This window comes from Eoetvoesiella caeni, from assembly GCF_003315175.1.
GTDB classification, from domain to species: Bacteria; Pseudomonadota; Gammaproteobacteria; order Burkholderiales; family Burkholderiaceae_B; genus Eoetvoesia; species Eoetvoesia caeni.
Map to the genome: position 1 here is coordinate 464,190 of NZ_QNRQ01000001.1, position 15,456 is coordinate 479,645.

Consider the following 15,456-nt stretch of genomic DNA (forward strand, 5'->3'; position numbering starts at 1 on the left):
TTTCTTGTAAAACGGCAGCGTTAACCCGCAACCGTGAAAAAACGTAATAGCAGCGCCCTACTGTCCAATCGACAGTGTCCGCATCATCAAGCTCTTGGCCGTGTTGATCACTTCCACATTCGCCTGATACGAGCGCGATGCCGAAATCATATTGACGGTTTCGGCCACGACGTCGACATTGGGCATGGTCACGTAGCCATCGGCGTTGGCCAAAGGATTCTTGGGGTCGTATTGCAGCCGCGGCGGCGCAGCGCTTTCAACCACTTCAGCCACGCGCACGCCGCCCACTGATTGCGAATAAGCCTGCCCCGGCGTGGGCGCCATCTGGAATACCACCTGGCGCGCCTTGTAGGGCTGGCCATCGGGGCCCACCACGCTGTCGGCATTGGCCATATTGCTGGCCGTGACGTTCATGCGCTGCGACTGCGCGGTAAGCGCCGATCCGGCGATCTGAAATATGCTCATTGAAGACATGGCTATCCTGGATTACTGCTGCAGTGCTGCAAGCATGGTTTTGATGCGCTGCGAAATGATCGTCAGGTCGGACTGGTAGCGCAATGTGTTGTCCGCGAACTGCACCCGCTCGACATCCATGTCGACCGTATTGCCGTCCAGGCTGGGCTGCAAAGGCTGGCGGTATAACAGTTCGGCGGAATCGGGCGAAACGGCGGCACCGGGAATATGGCGCGCCGAGGTCAAGGCCAGCTTGGTGTCGGCCAGGCGCATGCGCTCGGTCATCACGTCTTGCAGGGCCGACTTGAAGTCGAAGTCGCGGGCCTTGTAATTGGGCGTATCCGCATTGGCAATATTCGACGCCAGGATTTCCTGGCGCTGCTGGCGCAAGTTGATGGCGGTCTGAAAAAAACCCAGGTCTTCACCAATACGATCTATCATGTCCGGTCTTTGATTATGTATGGCGACATTGCTGTCGCGGCAAGTTACGACAAATAGTAAAGGCCGCCCGGTAAAGACAAAGTATGAAATAAGCCAGCATTTATCATCCAGTTCTCCCAATGCCCAATTGGCGCGGACTATAAAATGCTTGCATGATCAGAATTTCCGTCGCCAGCCTAACCTTGCTTGCCTGCATGCATGCAATGGCCAGCACCGTGCCCGGCGCGATTGGCGCCCCAGCCGGGGCCGGGCCTTCTGCCGCAGGCGCGGACGCGGTCCCTGCGGCTGCGCAGCCCGAAGCCGTAAACTACGCCGAAAAAATCCACGCGTTTTTACTGGAACAGGCTGCCCCCTACGCCGGCACGGCGCAAATCAACGTCGAAGCGCCGGCCACCGACAGACTGGCGGCCTGCGAACAATCCGAAGCTTTCCTGCCGCACGGAACCAAGCTGCGTTCGCGCATAAGCGTCGGCATCCGCTGCGTAGCGCCGCAAAGCTGGGTTGCCTATGCCCAGGCCAATATAAGTATTGAAGGCAATTACTATGTAACGGCCCATGCGCTTAAAGCGGGCACCACCCTGGGCCCCGAAGACCTTAGCCAGAGGTCCGGAGACCTGCTGCGCCTGCCCAATGGCATTGTGCTTGACCCCAGCCTGTTGATCGGCAGCATAACCACGCAACGGCTTGCCGCCGGGGCGACCATAAAGGCCAGCGCGCTGCGCGGCCCGGAATCGATTTTGCGCGGACAGGCTGTACGCCTGGAGGCCCGCGGCGCGGGCTTTGTCGCCACCAGCGACGGCAAAGCCATGCAAAACGGCGAACCTGGCAGCCAGATCCAGGTGCGCACGGCCTCCGGCCAGACAGTCAGCGGTACTGTGATCAACTCACATACCGTCCTGGTCCTGATGTAACTGTATGAATGTATTAAACTAGTTCAAGCCTTGCCGTTTTAAGTTCCGCCGCTAAAGTTTCCGCCCCCGCGGCCGTTACCAGCTATATACGAATCACAGTACCCTACCGCCCGTTCGGAGTCCCACTTGAAGATCTCATCTTCCCTCAAAAACGAAGTCGTCAACGCCCCATCCGCTACACGCGGCAATGCAGGCGCGGCTCCGGCCAATACCGCCGCAGGCGGCAAAAGCACGGTCGACCTCAGTGCCACGGCCCGCAGCCTGGCCAGCCTGCAAAACGGCGACAACGACGTAAACCTGGAACGTGTGCGTGAAATCAGCGACGCCATCGCGGCCGGCAAGCTCAAGGTAGATCCCAGCCGCATCGCCGACTCGCTGCTGGCCAGCGTACGCGAACTCCTGAAATAAGGCGCTTTCGCCACCATGTCCATTCACGCCCTGCAAACAAGCCTGCAACACGAAACCGGCCTGATCGAGCAATTTATCGTTATCCTTGAAGCAGAAGCCTCCACCCTGCTTGAACCAGGCGGCAACGAAGCTCTGGAAGCCTCTACACACGCCAAGAACGAATTGGCCGGGCAGCTTGCCCAAGCCAGCGCCGCGCGGGACGCCTTGTTAGCGCAGCTTGGCTACAGTGCCGGCAAAGCGGGGCTGGACACTGCAGGGCTGTCCAGCCCGCAGCTTCAAGCGGTTACCGGCAATTTGTTCGAACTGGCCGAACGCGCGCGCCAGCTTAATGCCGCCAATGGCTACATTATTGAAACTTTCCTGAAATACAACCAGCAGGCCCTGGACACTTTGCGTGGTTTGGCGGGCATCGGCAATCTATACGATGCCAGCGGGCGCGCGCAGAATGCCCCCTCCAAAGCCAAAGGCATCCGCGCCGGCTAAAAGCCCGCGGCCATGGGCGGAATCAAGCCGTCATTTCCTTCAGGGCAAACAGCTTCATCATCATCGACGCCGCCACCGGCGCATTCAAGGCCTCTTTGCCGGCCAAAACCTGCAATACCTCACGCACCTGGCCAGCTCCCGCACCGTGCATCGCCTGCCATACGGCCAGGCCCGCCTGGGACGCAAGCAACGCGCGCCGCAGCTCGGGCTGAGTCTGGCCGCCCTGGCCCAAAAGCTGCCATAAACGCGCCGTGTAGCGCAGCGCGGCCTTGGATTCGTGCTGCGCCACCAGCCATTGGGCCAGCGTTTCGATCGGCACGCCGCCTGCGGGTATATTGCTAAGTCCGTGCATGGTTTTAAGCAAGGCCCCATCGCTGCGCCGTATCACACGTACCGCCGCCAACTGCGCCGGCAACGCGCTGACTTGCCGGCCCGCCAGCGAAACATTGGCGTGGCCTATCCAGATCACGCAGTCTTGTACAGGATAGCCGCACACCTGCTCCAGGTTAAGGTCCGAACCGGTCGACGACGCCGGCCGATAGGTCAGCGTCTTGAGCATGGCGCCCACTGTCGTCGGGCAGGATTCGGCATCCAGTATTCTTGTAGAAGCCGGACACTGCACAAGCCAAAAAGCCCCCATTGCCGACAAAGTGCGCCATACCGCTTGCGTACCGCCTTCGAACAGATGTATCAGCGGCAATTTCAGCTGCTCCTGGACGAAACCGACTTGCTGTCGCAGAAGGTCGCCGGCTGCCGGCTGCATCAACCCCGATTCCCCGTCGGACGATTGCCAGCCCTGGGGCAAGGCAAGCTGCTGCATGGGAGCAACCATTGCTTGGGCACGCTCATCCAATAGAAAGGTAGTTCGCAGACGCCCCGCCGAACCGGCAGCCGTCCTGAGGGCAACCTGATCATGGACGGCCAGCACATGGGCATTGCCGGCGGTTCCGGCCTGGCCTTGCACGTTCCGCAACAACCTCTCGGTAAGCAGCGAAAGCGGCGTGGCGGTTTCCTGGGGCAAGGCGTAGCCGCGCCACAAATCGTATGCCTGCGAGCAAGCCGGCGCCTCATCGATATAGGCGCAGGCAGCCTGAAGGTCGGCTTCGCGCAGCGGCTGGCCGTCGCCCATGGCGGCCAGCAAGCCGGGCAGCAGTTGCCGACGCCGAGTTTCAGCCGCGGCCCCGGCCGACTCGTCGGCGGGGGCTTTCGTCATGGACAATAGCGCGGCAAAATCCGCTTCAGTGGGCGCATACAAGGCATGCGCCGCCGACTGCTGGGCCAAGGCGCGCTCGACCAGTTCCTGCGCTCCAAGAAATAGCAGATTCTCGGGTACCTTCTGCCCATTGGAAACATAGCAGATAGGCAACTGATAGCGGATAGCCGTGTCCAGGCATGCTCCCAGGCGCGCCGCCTCATCCACTTTGGTAATGATGCATCCGCGCAATGGGCTGCCGCCATCGTTGGAATATGTGCGCGCCACTTCGTCCAGCGTATCGCCGTGACTGGAGGCATTGAGCACCACAAGACGATTGACCTTGCGGCCCGCCTGGGCCAGCATGGCAGCCTGCTCGGAAACGTAGCGGTCGCGCTGACTGATTCCCATATTGTCGACAAGTATCAACTGCTCGGGCGCCACGCCGGCCACAATGCGCCTTAGCTCCTCGGCATCCTGAACAATATGCACCGGAACCCGCATCAGCTCACCGTAGATCTTCAGTTGCTCGTGCGCGCCGATACGATAAGTATCGGTCGTCAGCAAAACCACTTTGTCAGGGCCGAAACGCTTTACGCAACGGGCCGCCAACTTGGCCAGCGTCGTCGTCTTGCCGACCCCGGTCGGGCCCACCAGCGCCACCACCGCTCCCGGAACCCAAAGGCTTTCCTCGCTGTCCAGCACAGGCAAATGCGTTGTCAGCTCGCCACGGGCCCATTGCAAGGCCGCCCTGCCGGACAAACCTTCGGGCAGGCGCTTGAGCATGGCGCGCAACAAGGCGGTGCTGAAGCCCAGACTCATCAAGGTCTGGAACAGATGCACCGCCTGCGGCGCGCGCCTTAAATGGTTGCCCCACAACACTTCGTCCATGCGCGCTTCAAGGGCGCCGCGCATGGCGCCGATTGCATCGACCACGTCGACGCCGGGCGCGGGCGCGGCGGCCGGCGCCGGCTGGCGCATTGGTGCCAAACGCTGCGGCACCGCCGGCTCGGCCGCTGGCGCTGGCGGGGCGGCGGCCATCTGCGACGCCGACGTTTGGTCGGTCGCAAGGATCTCAACGCCGCCGTTGACGCGGCGGTTCGATACGATAAGCGCTTCCTCTCCCAGGGCCATGCGCACCTGGCGCATGGCTTCACGGCTGGTCGTGCCAAAAAAACGGCTTATGTTCACGCTTGAGTCCCGCCTATTACCGTCGTCACGCGCAGCATGCGCTCATCGGGAATTTCATAATTGGACAACACACCCAACTGAGGCAAATGATGGCGCAAGAAGCGCGAAAGCGAGGCGCGCAAGACAGGCGGCACCACCAGCACCGGCGCATCGCCGTTTTCCTCTTGCGTCTGGACGGCGCGCTGGGCATCCTGCAGCACAGTTTCGGCCAGCCCGGGTTCGAGCACGCCGCTGCTGGTCAGCGCCTGGGCGAGCACGCGCTCCAGGCGCGGGTCCAGCCCTATGACGCGCAAGTCGCCCTCGCCCGGGAACCATTGCTGGACAATGGCCCGGCCCAGGGCCACGCGCACCAGGGACAGCAGCTCGGCCGGGTCGGGGCCGGTTCCGTTCGGGTTCAAGGCGGCCAGGCGGGGCGCATGCTCGACCAAGGTCTCGATAATTGTGCGGGCATCGCGGATAGGCACTTCCTCGTCCAGCAAGCCGCGCAGCAGCTTCTGCAGCAGCGACAGGCTGACCACCTTGGGCACTAGGTCCTCCACCAGCTTCGGCGACTCTTTGCCGATGTGATCCAGCAATTGCTGGACTTCCTGGCGACCCAGCAGATTGGCGCCATAGCGATGCATTAAATGATTCAAGTGAGTGGCAATGACCGTACCGGCATCCACAACGGTATAGCCGGCAATTTGCGCCTGTTCGCGCAGGGAAACATCGATCCAGACAGCAGGCAGGCCGAAAGCCGGATCGGTAGTGACCTTGCCGGGCAGCTTCATGGCGACTTCGCCCGGGTCGATGGCCAGCCATTGGTCCGGCGTGGCTGCGCCGCGTCCCACCTCGACGCCAGACAGCAGAATGCGGTATTCGGTGGGCTTGAGCTCGAGATTGTCGCGAATGTGCACGACCGGCGGCAAGAATCCCATGTCCTGGGCGAACTTCTTGCGCAAGCTGCGGATGCGATGCAGCAACTCGCCATTTTGCGCATGATCGACCAAAGAGATAAGCCGGTAACCGACCTCCAGTCCCAGCGGATCCACCAGCGCCACATCGCTCCAGCTGGCCTCCGCCGCCGCGGCCTCCACGGCAGCCTGGTTCTTCATGGGTTCGTCCGCCAGCGCGGCTTTTTCTTCCTGCTGGCGCTTGTACACCACCCAGCCCGCGCCGGCCAGAATGGCGGCCAGCAGCAGGAAAGCAAAGTGCGGCATGTTGGGAATCAGCCCCATCAGGGTCAGGATACCCGCGGTAATGAACATGACGGCCGGATTCGCAAACAACTGGCTGACCATTTGCTGGCCCACGTCCTGCTCGGTGGCCACACGCGACACCACCACGCCCGCCGCCGTCGAAATGACCAGCGCCGGAATTTGGGCCACCAGGCCGTCGCCGATGGTAAGCAAGGTATACACGCGCCCCGCATCGGAAAAGCTCAAGCCGTGCTGGGCCACGCCCACAATCAGCCCGCCGATTACGTTGATCACCATAATCAGCAGGCCGGCAACGGCGTCGCCGCGCACAAACTTGCTGGCGCCGTCCATCGACCCATAGAACTCGGCCTCTTGCGCAACTTCGACGCGCCGCTTGCGGGCGTCGTCCTCGCCGATAAGACCGGCATTGAGATCGGCGTCGATGGCCATCTGCTTGCCCGGCATTGCGTCCAGCGTGAAGCGCGCGCCGACCTCGGCGATGCGGCCCGCGCCTTTGGTGATTACGACAAAGTTGATAATGACCAGAATGACGAAAACAATGATCCCGACGGCAAAATTGCCGCCCACCAGAAAATGGCCGAATGCCTCGATGACCTGTCCTGCCGCGTCCGGGCCCTTATGCCCATGCAGCAATACCACGCGTGTCGAGGCGACGTTCAGGGCCAGCCGCAGCAGCGTGGCAAACAGCAACACCGCCGGAAAGGCGGCGAAGTCCAGCGGCTTCTTGGTGAACATCGCCACCAGCAGAATGATCACCGACAAGGAAATATTGAAGGTAAACAGCAAGTCCAGAATGACCGGAGGCAGGGGCAGTATCATCATGCCCAGCACCATCAGGATCAGAACCGGACCGGCCAGCAGGCGCGCATGCTGAGCGCCGTCGTTCTTCAGTAAAGCTAGAAAACTATTCATGAATTAGTCGTAATAGGCCCGGCCGGGCTTTCGGGATCGAAACCGGACGGGACAGATAAATCGGCGGGCTGGATCGGTTCGGCGCCCAGCCCTGAATTCCAGGTGCGCAACTGGTAAACCCAGGCAAGCACTTCGGCAACCGCCGAGTACAGCTCGGCCGGGATCTCTTGTCCCAGCTCGACATTGTGATGCAGGGCGCGCGCCAAAGGCGGCGCGCTCAGCATCGGCACTTTATGCTCTTGCGCGAACTGGCGAATCCGGGCGGCCACCAGGTTCGAGCCCTTGGCCACCACCCTGGGCGCTCCGCCCGAGCCATCCTGGTACTTCAGTGCCACAGCGTAATGCGTGGGATTGGTCACAACCACATCGGCGCCGGGCACCTCGGACATCATGCGCCGGCGCGCCATCGCGCGTTGCTGCTGGCGGATTCGCCCCTTTACATGCGGGTCGCCTTCGCTTTCCTTGTGTTCCTGCTTGACGTCTTCGCGCGACATCCGGAGCTTTTTATAATGGCTCCACAACTGCCAGGGCGCATCGATGGCGACAATCAAGAACAAAGCCGCCACGATCAGGGCGCAACACAAGGCCACCAACTGCAATCCTCTGGTCAGCGCTTCGGTCGGCGTCGCATGCATCAGCGACATCATTTCGTCCAGATAATGCATGATGACGGCCGCTCCGATCAGACCGATTACCGCGGCCTTAAGCAGCGTTTTGACAAGTTCGACCCCGGTTTGCGCCGAAAACATGCGGGCTACGCCCTTGAACGGATTCAGGCGTTCGAACTTGGGCTCCAGCGCCTTGGTCGAGAACAAAAAGCCGCCCAGCGCCACCGAAGAGAAGATCGCCACCACCACCAGGGTGCCGAATACCGGCAGCATTCCTTTCAGGGCCTGCCACGCAGAATCCACGGCAACCGAGGTCATGACCGCCGTATCGCGCCCGACCCTCAGGTCGAACCACAACCCCGAGCGCAGAACTCCGCGCAGAGTCTGAAAGACCTGGCCGCCGGTGAACCACAGCGCGGCCACGCCCGCGGCCAACAACATAAAGGTGTTCAGCTCGCGCGAACGGACGATCTGCCCCTCTTCCCGCGCCTTTTCCAGGCGCCTCGGAGTGGCGGATTCGGTCTTTTCGAGATCGCTGTCCTCAGCCATGCATCATCACAATCGTGCTATCTTGGGCACCATTCTATAGATGCCGGCAAGACACGATAGACAAAGCAAAGCCTATAAAAGGCGCTTAATTCCGCTAAAGCTTTAGCGCAGCACGTTTTTCATGCCCTCTTGGCCGAGGTGGCCAGCTGTTCGAAACGCTCGTAGTCGACCCCCAGGCGCACGGCTCCCCAGCGCCGGCCGCCGACATCCAGGGGCAAAGAAAAGTCGGTAACGATTTCACCGGTATCGCGCATATGCGTCTGGCACAAGACGCCGCGCTCGTTGTTGACCGCCGCCAGGCTGAAGGCATCGTCGAAAATACGCTTGTTACGGACATGGACCGTATCGTGCGCCACGTCGCCTATGGGCTGTTGGCTATAGCGCGCATTGTGGGCGGGGCAATAGCCATTGCGATCTATCATGACCGAATACATGCCTGCCGGAACGCGGTCAAGCACGTTGTCGAGCGTTTGCTGAAGATGCTGCTCGATCGCAGCATCATAAAGAGTGTTGTAGCGCGGAGGGTTGCTGCCCGGGATGCGGCGGTATTGCTGGTCGAAAATATCGACACCCCGTTTTCCGGCCTGGTCCAGCAACTTCACGCAAGATCCGCGCAGCTCGCGCAGTGTCATCGCCAGCCAGTCGAACGCCGTCTCGCCGGTGCGCAGCGCCGTCAGTTGCCGTTGCAGGCTCTCGGTCTTGAGGCGCACGGCCTGCACCTGCTGGCCCATGCTGCTCATGCCTGTCTGCACTTGGCCGCTAAGTGCCGCAATACGGGCAATGGCGCGACCCATGTCGTGATTGGTGACGTTGACCTGCTTGACGGTTTGCGCCACATCGCCCATTTGCCGGTTCATATGATCGAAGTCTTTCACGAATTGAGTGAAATCCCCCGAAAAACTGTCCACCACTTTTTCCGAGCCAGCCATGTCCAGATGTATGGTTTCGGTCTTCTCGCGCGTATCGGACACCAGGTCCAGGATTTCGGTGGTGTGCCGGACGATATCGCCGGTGGCCGAATTGACGCGTTCGGCCAGCTTGCCGACTTCGCTTGCCACCACGGCAAAGCCCCTGCCCGCCTCGCCTGCGCGGGCGGCCTCGACCCCTGCATTCAAGGCCAGCAAATGCGTTTGCAGGGCAATGTCCTTGATCAAGCGGCTGGTGTCGCCCACCGACTGCGCCCGTTGGCTAAGCTGGGAGACCACTTGCGCAAATGTTTCCATCTGGGCCGTAACCCTGGTTACGCGCTCTTGCAGTTCATTAAGCTGCACCAGCGTCTTATTGGCGATGGTCAATTGAGCGCTGCAGGTTTGAGCCACCTCGCCGACGCTGGCAACGGTTTGTTCGGACAGCGCCTCGATCTGGCTGCCGCTTGCGGCCAGCGCCTGGGCCGCCCCAGCTTGCTCTGAAGCCATTTCGCCGCAGGCCTGGGCTTGCGAATGCAGGCGGGCGGTATTCAAGGCGATGTCGATGCTGGCTTCACGCATCGACACCAGCCCTTTGCGTACGACCGACAGGAAACGCGTTAGCGGCAATGCCGCCGGGCTGAGAGTCCAGGCCCGATCGGAAAAAGTGGCCCGGCCCGAAGTCAGTTGCCTTAGCAAACGGAATACGCCGACGACTCGCCTGTTTTTTTGCTTCATGCTTCCTGTCTCCTTGCCGATTATCATTAAAATGACGCGCCAAGCCACGGACCGCCGCGCTTCTTTACATCGTGCCCACCCCGTCCATATTCTTACAGCCCCAGGCTTGCCAACAAGTCGTCCACCTGGTCCTGGCTGGTTACAACGTCCACCTTGCCACTAGGGTTGACTTGCGGACCATTAAGCAGCGTATGGGTATCTTCACGCTTTTCCAGCGGCACGTTGTCGATAAGCACCTGCACCAACTCGGTTTCGATAGCGCCTATAACGCCCAGCATCCGCATGATGACCTGGCCGGTCAGGTCCTGAAAGTCCTGGGCCATGATGATTTCCATCAGGCTGTTCTGGGCGGCCTGTGTTTTTTGCGGAATATCCTTCAATAGCGCGCGGGTATCATCGACAAGCTCGCGCGCCTGGTCCAGTTCGACCGGATGGTCGAACCATTCCTGCCACCGTGCATCCAGGCCGCGGGCCTGGCTTTGCATCTGCTCTTGCAGGGGCTGGATTTGTTCAGCGGCGTTCAGTACGCGATTGGCTGCCTGTTCCGTCATTCGCGCCACATAATCAAGACGGTCGCGCGCATCGGGAATGGCTTCGGCTGCTTCCTTGATGGCGTGGTCAAGCCCAAGCTCGCGCATGCTTTCGCGCAGCATGCGCGTCAACTGAGCGATTTTCAGTATCAGGTTTTCGGAAGAATCCGTTTCGTTGGCGACTACGGGGTTTGTCGCGGTATTCATACCGTCTCCTTGATCAGGCGTCGAGTTTTTCGAAGATCTTGTTCAGCTTTTCTTCCAGCGTTGCCGCCGTAAAAGGCTTTACAACATACCCATTGGCGCCGGCCTGGGCCGCGGCAATGATGTTCTCTTTTTTTGCCTCGGCCGTAACCATCAGCACAGGCAATTTGGATAGCGCCGCGTCAGCCCGGATTTCCTTGAGCATGACCAGACCGTCCATATTGGGCATATTCCAATCGGACACCACCAGCTCGAAATTGCCGTTACGCAATTTCTCGAGCCCCATTGCACCGTCCTCCGCTTCATCGACATTTTCGAACCCCAGGTCTTTAAGCAGGTTCTTGATGATTCGACGCATAGTGGGAAAGTCGTCAACCACTAAAATTTTGATGGTTTTCTGTACCACTTGATACTCTCCAATAATAATAAACAGTCATCCGGACCGAATCAGCGTCAAACGCGATGGCCGTATGACCCAGCACTTTTCAATAAACGTTCACTGATATCAGGCAAAGCCACGGCTTCATCAGCGGCTCCGATGCTCAGCGCTTCCCGTGGCATTCCAAACACCACGCAAGTCGCTTCGTCCTGGGCAAAGGTCATGGCGCCGGCCTGCTTCATGGCCAGCAAGCCCAATGCCCCGTCCTTTCCCATGCCCGTCAAGAGCACACCTACAGCGTTCTTGCCGGCAACCTGCGCCACGGAATGGAACAGGACATCGACGGAAGGCCTGTGCCGGTTGACCGGCTCGCTTTCCTCGAGACGAACCACATAGTTGGCTCCGGATTTCGCCAGCCTCATGTGAGCCACCCCGCCCGGCGCAAGATACACATGCCCCGGCAGCACGCGCTGCCCGTCCTCGGCCTCGTGCACTTCCACATCGCACAGATTATCCAGCCGCTGCACAAACGAGCGGGTGAAGCCGGCGGGCATATGCTGCGTGATCAAGATGGCCGGGCTGTTGGCCGGCATAGGCTCAAGGACCTGGCGAATCGCTTCGGTGCCGCCCGTCGAAGCACCGATGACAATAAGTTTCTCCGTCGTGGAAAAGACATGCGTCAAGCGCCGCTTTGGCGTGTCTTCCGCGGAATCGGCCGCCGCCGCGCGACGCGGCCGGGGGCGCGAATGCGAGGCCGCCCGGATTTTATCGGCAATGATGTCGCTGTATTCCATCAAGCCGTCGCGCAGCCCCAGCTTGGGCTTGGTCACGAAGTCCACCGCTCCCAGCTCCAGGGCGCGCAAAGTGACTTCAGAGTTGCGTTCGGTCAGCGACGACACCATGACGACCGGCATGGGACGCAAGCGCATCAGCCGCTCTAGGAAGTCCAGGCCGTCCATGCGGGGCATTTCAACGTCCAGTGTCAGCACATCGGGATTGTGCTGCTTGATGAGCTCGCGAGCCACCAACGGATCGGGAGCCACGGCAACCACCTCCATGTCGGGATGGCTGTTGATGATCTGAGTCATAAGACCACGTACCAATGCCGAATCATCCACACACAAAACTCGGATTTTTTTCATTGCCAGGGCCTTCTAATAAACGGATAGCAAAACAACGCCCAAACTGATCATCATGGCGCCAGGGTATAGACCGTCTGGCCGCGCAACTGAAACACCTTGGTCAAATAGGTGAAGTTTTCGGAATGTCCCGCAAATAACAGGCCTCCTTTTTTCATGGTTGCGGCAAACCGTTCGAGAATGCGGGTTTGCGCCTGCTTATCGAAATAAATCATGGTATTGCGGCAAAAAATAACATCGAACTTTTGCTCCGCCGGCCAGACGGGCGCCAGCAGGTTCAACTGTTCAAAACGTATCATGTCGTGAAGAATGGGCTTGACGCGAGCCAGCCCCGCCTTGGCGTCCTTGCCCCGATGAAAATATTTTTTCAGGTAGGGCTCGGGCACGGTCTTGACGCGTTCAAGCGAATACACCCCACGCCGGGCCCGCTCCAGCGCCTGAGTGTCGATATCGGTTGCCCATATGGACGCCTGCGTGCTTGCGGACGGCATTGACTCTTGCAGGGTCATGGCAATGGTGTAGGGCTCTTCCCCCGTCGAAGCGGCGCTGCACCAGACATGAAGCGGCGTTTTCCTGGTGCGCACGAAATCGCTCAGGATCTCGAAGTGGTGCTGCTCGCGGAAGAACGCCGTATGGTTGATGGTAAAGGCGTTGATAAAGTGGTCCCACTCATCCGACGCCTGGTTTTGTTCAAGAAACTGCAGATATTCTGAAATGCTCGCCAGATGCAGTCTTTTGCCCCTCATGCTTAATGTGCGGGCAGCCATTTCGCGCTTGTGGTCGCCCAGCAAAATGCCGGCGCGGCGCTTCAAGATACGCGCTGCGCGCTCAAAATCATCCTGCCCAACTTCGGGCTGGGCAGGAATCAGGTATTGATAATGAGGAACTGACATTCAGTTGGGCTATCCTTGTGCAGCCAATTGGAGCGATGCTGGCAACTGCGCCGGGTAAGCATTCTCTTCGTGTCTGTCCTGCTGTAATTGCGGTGCGCTTGCGTCGATGATTTCGGCCGCGCTGATCTTGAAGACCGCCACTGCTTCGGTCAGGCGCGTGGCCTGCTCTTGCAGCGAGCCCGCCGCCGCGGCCGCCTCTTGCACCAGTGCCGCATTCTGCTGCACCACCGTATCCATTTGCGCCACTGCCTGATTTACCTGTTCGATACCGTCCGACTGCTCGTTCGAGGCCGAAGAGATCTCTCCCATGATGGTTGTAACGCCTCGCACCGAATCGACCACCTCGCCCATGATTGCGCCAGCCTGGCCCGCCTGGCGCGCGCCCGAGCGTATGGTGTCCAGCGACTCTTCGATCAAGACCTTGATCTCTTTGGCGGCCTGGGCGCTGCGCTGAGCCAGCGAACGCACTTCTCCGGCCACTACGGCAAAACCCTTGCCTTGTTCGCCGGCGCGCGCGGCTTCAACGGCGGCGTTCAGGGCGAGAATATTGGTCTGGAATGCAATTCCGTCGATCACACCGACAATCTCGGCAATCTTGCCCGAGCTGGACGATATGGCGTCCATGGTTTCCATTACGGCCGACACCGCCACGCCGCCGCGCTGGGCTACGTCCGAGGCCGCTTTAGCCAGCCCGTCGGCTTGTTGCGCGTTATCAGTGTTCTGGCGCACCGTTCCGGCCAGTTCTTCCATGCTGGCCGCGGTTTGCTGCAACGATGCCGCCTGCTGCTCGGTGCGGCTGCTTAAATCTGTGTTGCCCATGAAAATCTCGCGCGAGCCCACGTCGATTTCCTGAACGCCCTGGCGCACCTGCGTGACCGTACGCGTCAGGCTTTCCTGCATGCGACGCAAGGCCTCGTACAGCACGCCGATTTCGTTGCGTGAACGCACATCGATACGCTGGGTCAGGTCGCCGCCGGCGATTCGATCGAAGTGCATGCCGGCCTGGCGCAGCGGCCGCAATACGGTCCGGCCCAAGAAGACATAGGCCAGAATCGACATGATCAAGGCAGCCACAATACCGGCGGCTACCAGCTTGATAACCAATAAATAGTGAGCGGCCTCGTCGGCCTGGATTTGCTCGATGTTTTTTTGCTGGTATTTATTGAAATCGGCGACCGAGGCATACAGATCGTCCTGAAGATATTCGCCGGTGCTGTCCTTATATGCGTTATAGCCATCCACGTCGCCAGCCATCAGATAGTCGAACAAGGGCTCGACGCCACCGTTCATCAACGACGAATATGCATTGTTGACGCCGTTGAACACGCGGTCCGTTTGTCCTGCGGACAGCTTGCGAAAGCGTTCATACGCCTTCTGCGACTCGGCAAAATCTTGTTTGGCTCGTTCGACGTGGCGCGTTGCGGATTCGGTCAAGGTGCCCAGGCTGCTCATGGAACCCGAGGGGTCGTTTTTCGCCTCGGCGTCCTGCAAGCGTTTGGTCTGGATGGCTTCCACCGCACGGCCCAATGCAACCTGCACGCTCTTGAAGCGATCGATGGAGTCGGCCAGCGCCGCCCGGATATGCTGGTTTTGCGTAACCTGGGTCAGCGTAAGGTTGTTTGCGCGTAAAGAAAACACGCCCAGAGCCGCTCCGACCAACAACATCGCAACGAAAAAAATCAACACAAGCACCAGGCTAGTGCGGACCTTCAGATTTGTGAATACGGCAAACCTTTTCATGACCCCTCCTTTTGAAGCGCTGCTCTATTCATGGCGCGGCACAATCCGCATGCCGGCGCCATCTTTATCTTGTTGCTTTATGCCACCGCGGCCTGCTCGACCAGGGCCATTTCCTGGCTGGTCATGAGCCGTTCGATATCGGCAAGAATCAGCATGCGCTCGCCGACCGTCCCGATGCCGGTAAGGTATTCGGTGGAAAAGGCTGTACCGAACTGCGGAGCCGCGCTGATTTCAGAGGGCTTGAGCATAAGCACGTCGGACACGCCGTCGACCACCACGCCCACGACGCGGGTTTCGAGGTTCAGGATGACGACGACTGTGTGCTGGTTGTATTCGACATTTTCCAAATTGAACTTGATCCGCATATCGACGATAGGCACGATAATTCCGCGCAGATTCGTGACCCCTTTGATGAACGAAGGCACGTTGGCGATACGGGTGACCGTCTGGGCATCGTAGCCGCGAATCTCCTGCACCTTCAGGATATCGATGCCGTATTCTTGGTTGGCCAATGTAAAGACCAAAAATTCGCGCCCTGTGTCGTCAACCTGGCCCGCGGCCGCTTGTACTTTATTGAACAT

General features: G+C 59.8%; 15 protein-coding genes. 3 read left to right on the forward strand and 12 right to left on the reverse strand.

What is annotated here, in order from left to right; translation table 11 throughout:
- Positions 1-57: 57 nt before the first annotated feature.
- Both flgC and flgB read right to left on the reverse strand, forming a co-directional pair.
- Entirely contained in the window at positions 58-474 is a 417-nt protein-coding gene (flgC, locus tag DFR37_RS02130; RefSeq protein WP_113931590.1) for a flagellar basal body rod protein FlgC, read from the reverse strand.
- Positions 475-486: 12 nt separating this feature from the next.
- Complete coding sequence (gene flgB, locus DFR37_RS02135) at positions 487-894, reverse strand: flagellar basal body rod protein FlgB (RefSeq protein WP_113931591.1); 408 nt, start codon at positions 892-894, stop codon at positions 487-489.
- Positions 895-1,046: 152 nt separating this feature from the next.
- Between flgB and flgA the strand changes: the two genes are divergently transcribed.
- The 3 genes from flgA (at position 1,047) to DFR37_RS02150 (ending at position 2,696) form a co-directional block, all read left to right on the forward strand.
- The gene (gene flgA, locus DFR37_RS02140; protein ID WP_113931592.1) at positions 1,047-1,805 is read left to right on the forward strand and encodes a flagellar basal body P-ring formation chaperone FlgA; all 759 of its coding nucleotides are present in this window, start codon (positions 1,047-1,049) and stop codon (positions 1,803-1,805) included.
- Positions 1,806-1,931: 126 nt separating this feature from the next.
- Positions 1,932-2,213, forward strand: a complete 282-nt coding sequence (gene flgM / locus DFR37_RS02145; RefSeq protein WP_113931593.1) for a flagellar biosynthesis anti-sigma factor FlgM — start codon at positions 1,932-1,934, stop codon at positions 2,211-2,213.
- A 15-nt stretch (positions 2,214-2,228) separates the two neighbouring features.
- Positions 2,229-2,696, forward strand: coding sequence for a flagella synthesis protein FlgN (locus tag DFR37_RS02150; protein WP_113931594.1), 468 nt, complete (start codon positions 2,229-2,231; stop codon positions 2,694-2,696).
- Between the two features lie 22 nt (positions 2,697-2,718).
- On the opposite strand, the gene flhF is transcribed toward DFR37_RS02150, so the two are convergent.
- The 10 genes from flhF to DFR37_RS02200 all read right to left on the reverse strand — a co-directional run bounded on the left by flhF (position 2,719) and on the right by DFR37_RS02200 (position 15,456).
- Positions 2,719-5,079, reverse strand: a complete 2,361-nt coding sequence (gene flhF, locus DFR37_RS02155; RefSeq protein WP_113931595.1) for a flagellar biosynthesis GTPase FlhF — start codon at positions 5,077-5,079, stop codon at positions 2,719-2,721.
- Positions 5,076-7,190 carry a flagellar biosynthesis protein FlhA gene (gene flhA / locus DFR37_RS02160; protein WP_113931596.1) on the reverse strand — a complete coding sequence of 705 codons (2,115 nt, stop codon included), beginning with the start codon at positions 7,188-7,190 and terminating at the stop codon, positions 5,076-5,078. The genes flhF and flhA overlap by 4 nt, the downstream gene beginning before the upstream one ends.
- Positions 7,187-8,347 carry a flagellar biosynthesis protein FlhB gene (gene flhB / locus DFR37_RS02165; protein ID WP_113931597.1) on the reverse strand — a complete coding sequence of 387 codons (1,161 nt, stop codon included), beginning with the start codon at positions 8,345-8,347 and terminating at the stop codon, positions 7,187-7,189. Before flhB ends, flhA begins: the two co-directional genes overlap by 4 nt.
- Positions 8,348-8,466: 119 nt before the next feature.
- On the reverse strand, positions 8,467-9,990 hold the full coding sequence (locus tag DFR37_RS02170; RefSeq protein ID WP_113931598.1) for a methyl-accepting chemotaxis protein: 1,524 nt from the start codon (positions 9,988-9,990) through the stop codon (positions 8,467-8,469).
- Positions 9,991-10,082: 92 nt separating this feature from the next.
- Positions 10,083-10,727, reverse strand: coding sequence for a protein phosphatase CheZ (gene cheZ / locus DFR37_RS02175; RefSeq protein WP_113931599.1), 645 nt, complete (start codon positions 10,725-10,727; stop codon positions 10,083-10,085).
- A 13-nt stretch (positions 10,728-10,740) separates the two neighbouring features.
- Positions 10,741-11,130 (reverse strand): chemotaxis response regulator CheY, encoded by a 390-nt coding sequence (gene cheY, locus DFR37_RS02180; protein WP_113931600.1) that lies wholly within the window; start codon positions 11,128-11,130, stop codon positions 10,741-10,743.
- Between the two features lie 47 nt (positions 11,131-11,177).
- On the reverse strand, positions 11,178-12,245 hold the full coding sequence (locus tag DFR37_RS02185; RefSeq protein WP_113931601.1) for a protein-glutamate methylesterase/protein-glutamine glutaminase: 1,068 nt from the start codon (positions 12,243-12,245) through the stop codon (positions 11,178-11,180).
- Between the two features lie 50 nt (positions 12,246-12,295).
- The gene (locus DFR37_RS02190; protein WP_113931602.1) at positions 12,296-13,135 is read right to left on the reverse strand and encodes a CheR family methyltransferase; all 840 of its coding nucleotides are present in this window, start codon (positions 13,133-13,135) and stop codon (positions 12,296-12,298) included.
- A gap of 9 nt (positions 13,136-13,144) precedes the next feature.
- Positions 13,145-14,875, reverse strand: coding sequence for a methyl-accepting chemotaxis protein (locus DFR37_RS02195; RefSeq protein ID WP_113931603.1), 1,731 nt, complete (start codon positions 14,873-14,875; stop codon positions 13,145-13,147).
- A 77-nt stretch (positions 14,876-14,952) separates the two neighbouring features.
- A complete protein-coding gene (locus tag DFR37_RS02200; protein ID WP_113931604.1) occupies positions 14,953-15,456 on the reverse strand; it encodes a chemotaxis protein CheW in 504 nt (167 codons plus the stop codon).

Coding starts and splice junctions, on each gene's coding strand:
- flgC (WP_113931590.1), bottom strand. CDS start 474: ATGTCTTCAATGAGCATATTTCAGATCGCCGGATCGGCGCTTACCGCG.
- flgB (WP_113931591.1), bottom strand. CDS start 894: ATGATAGATCGTATTGGTGAAGACCTGGGTTTTTTTCAGACCGCCATC.
- flgA (WP_113931592.1), top strand. CDS start 1,047: ATGATCAGAATTTCCGTCGCCAGCCTAACCTTGCTTGCCTGCATGCAT.
- DFR37_RS02150 (WP_113931594.1), top strand. CDS start 2,229: ATGTCCATTCACGCCCTGCAAACAAGCCTGCAACACGAAACCGGCCTG.
- flhA (WP_113931596.1), bottom strand. CDS start 7,190: ATGAATAGTTTTCTAGCTTTACTGAAGAACGACGGCGCTCAGCATGCG.
- flhB (WP_113931597.1), bottom strand. CDS start 8,347: ATGGCTGAGGACAGCGATCTCGAAAAGACCGAATCCGCCACTCCGAGG.
- DFR37_RS02170 (WP_113931598.1), bottom strand. CDS start 9,990: ATGAAGCAAAAAAACAGGCGAGTCGTCGGCGTATTCCGTTTGCTAAGG.
- cheZ (WP_113931599.1), bottom strand. CDS start 10,727: ATGAATACCGCGACAAACCCCGTAGTCGCCAACGAAACGGATTCTTCC.
- DFR37_RS02185 (WP_113931601.1), bottom strand. CDS start 12,245: ATGAAAAAAATCCGAGTTTTGTGTGTGGATGATTCGGCATTGGTACGT.
- DFR37_RS02190 (WP_113931602.1), bottom strand. CDS start 13,135: ATGTCAGTTCCTCATTATCAATACCTGATTCCTGCCCAGCCCGAAGTT.
- DFR37_RS02195 (WP_113931603.1), bottom strand. CDS start 14,875: ATGAAAAGGTTTGCCGTATTCACAAATCTGAAGGTCCGCACTAGCCTG.
- DFR37_RS02200 (WP_113931604.1), bottom strand. CDS start 15,456: ATGTTCAATAAAGTACAAGCGGCCGCGGGCCAGGTTGACGACACAGGG.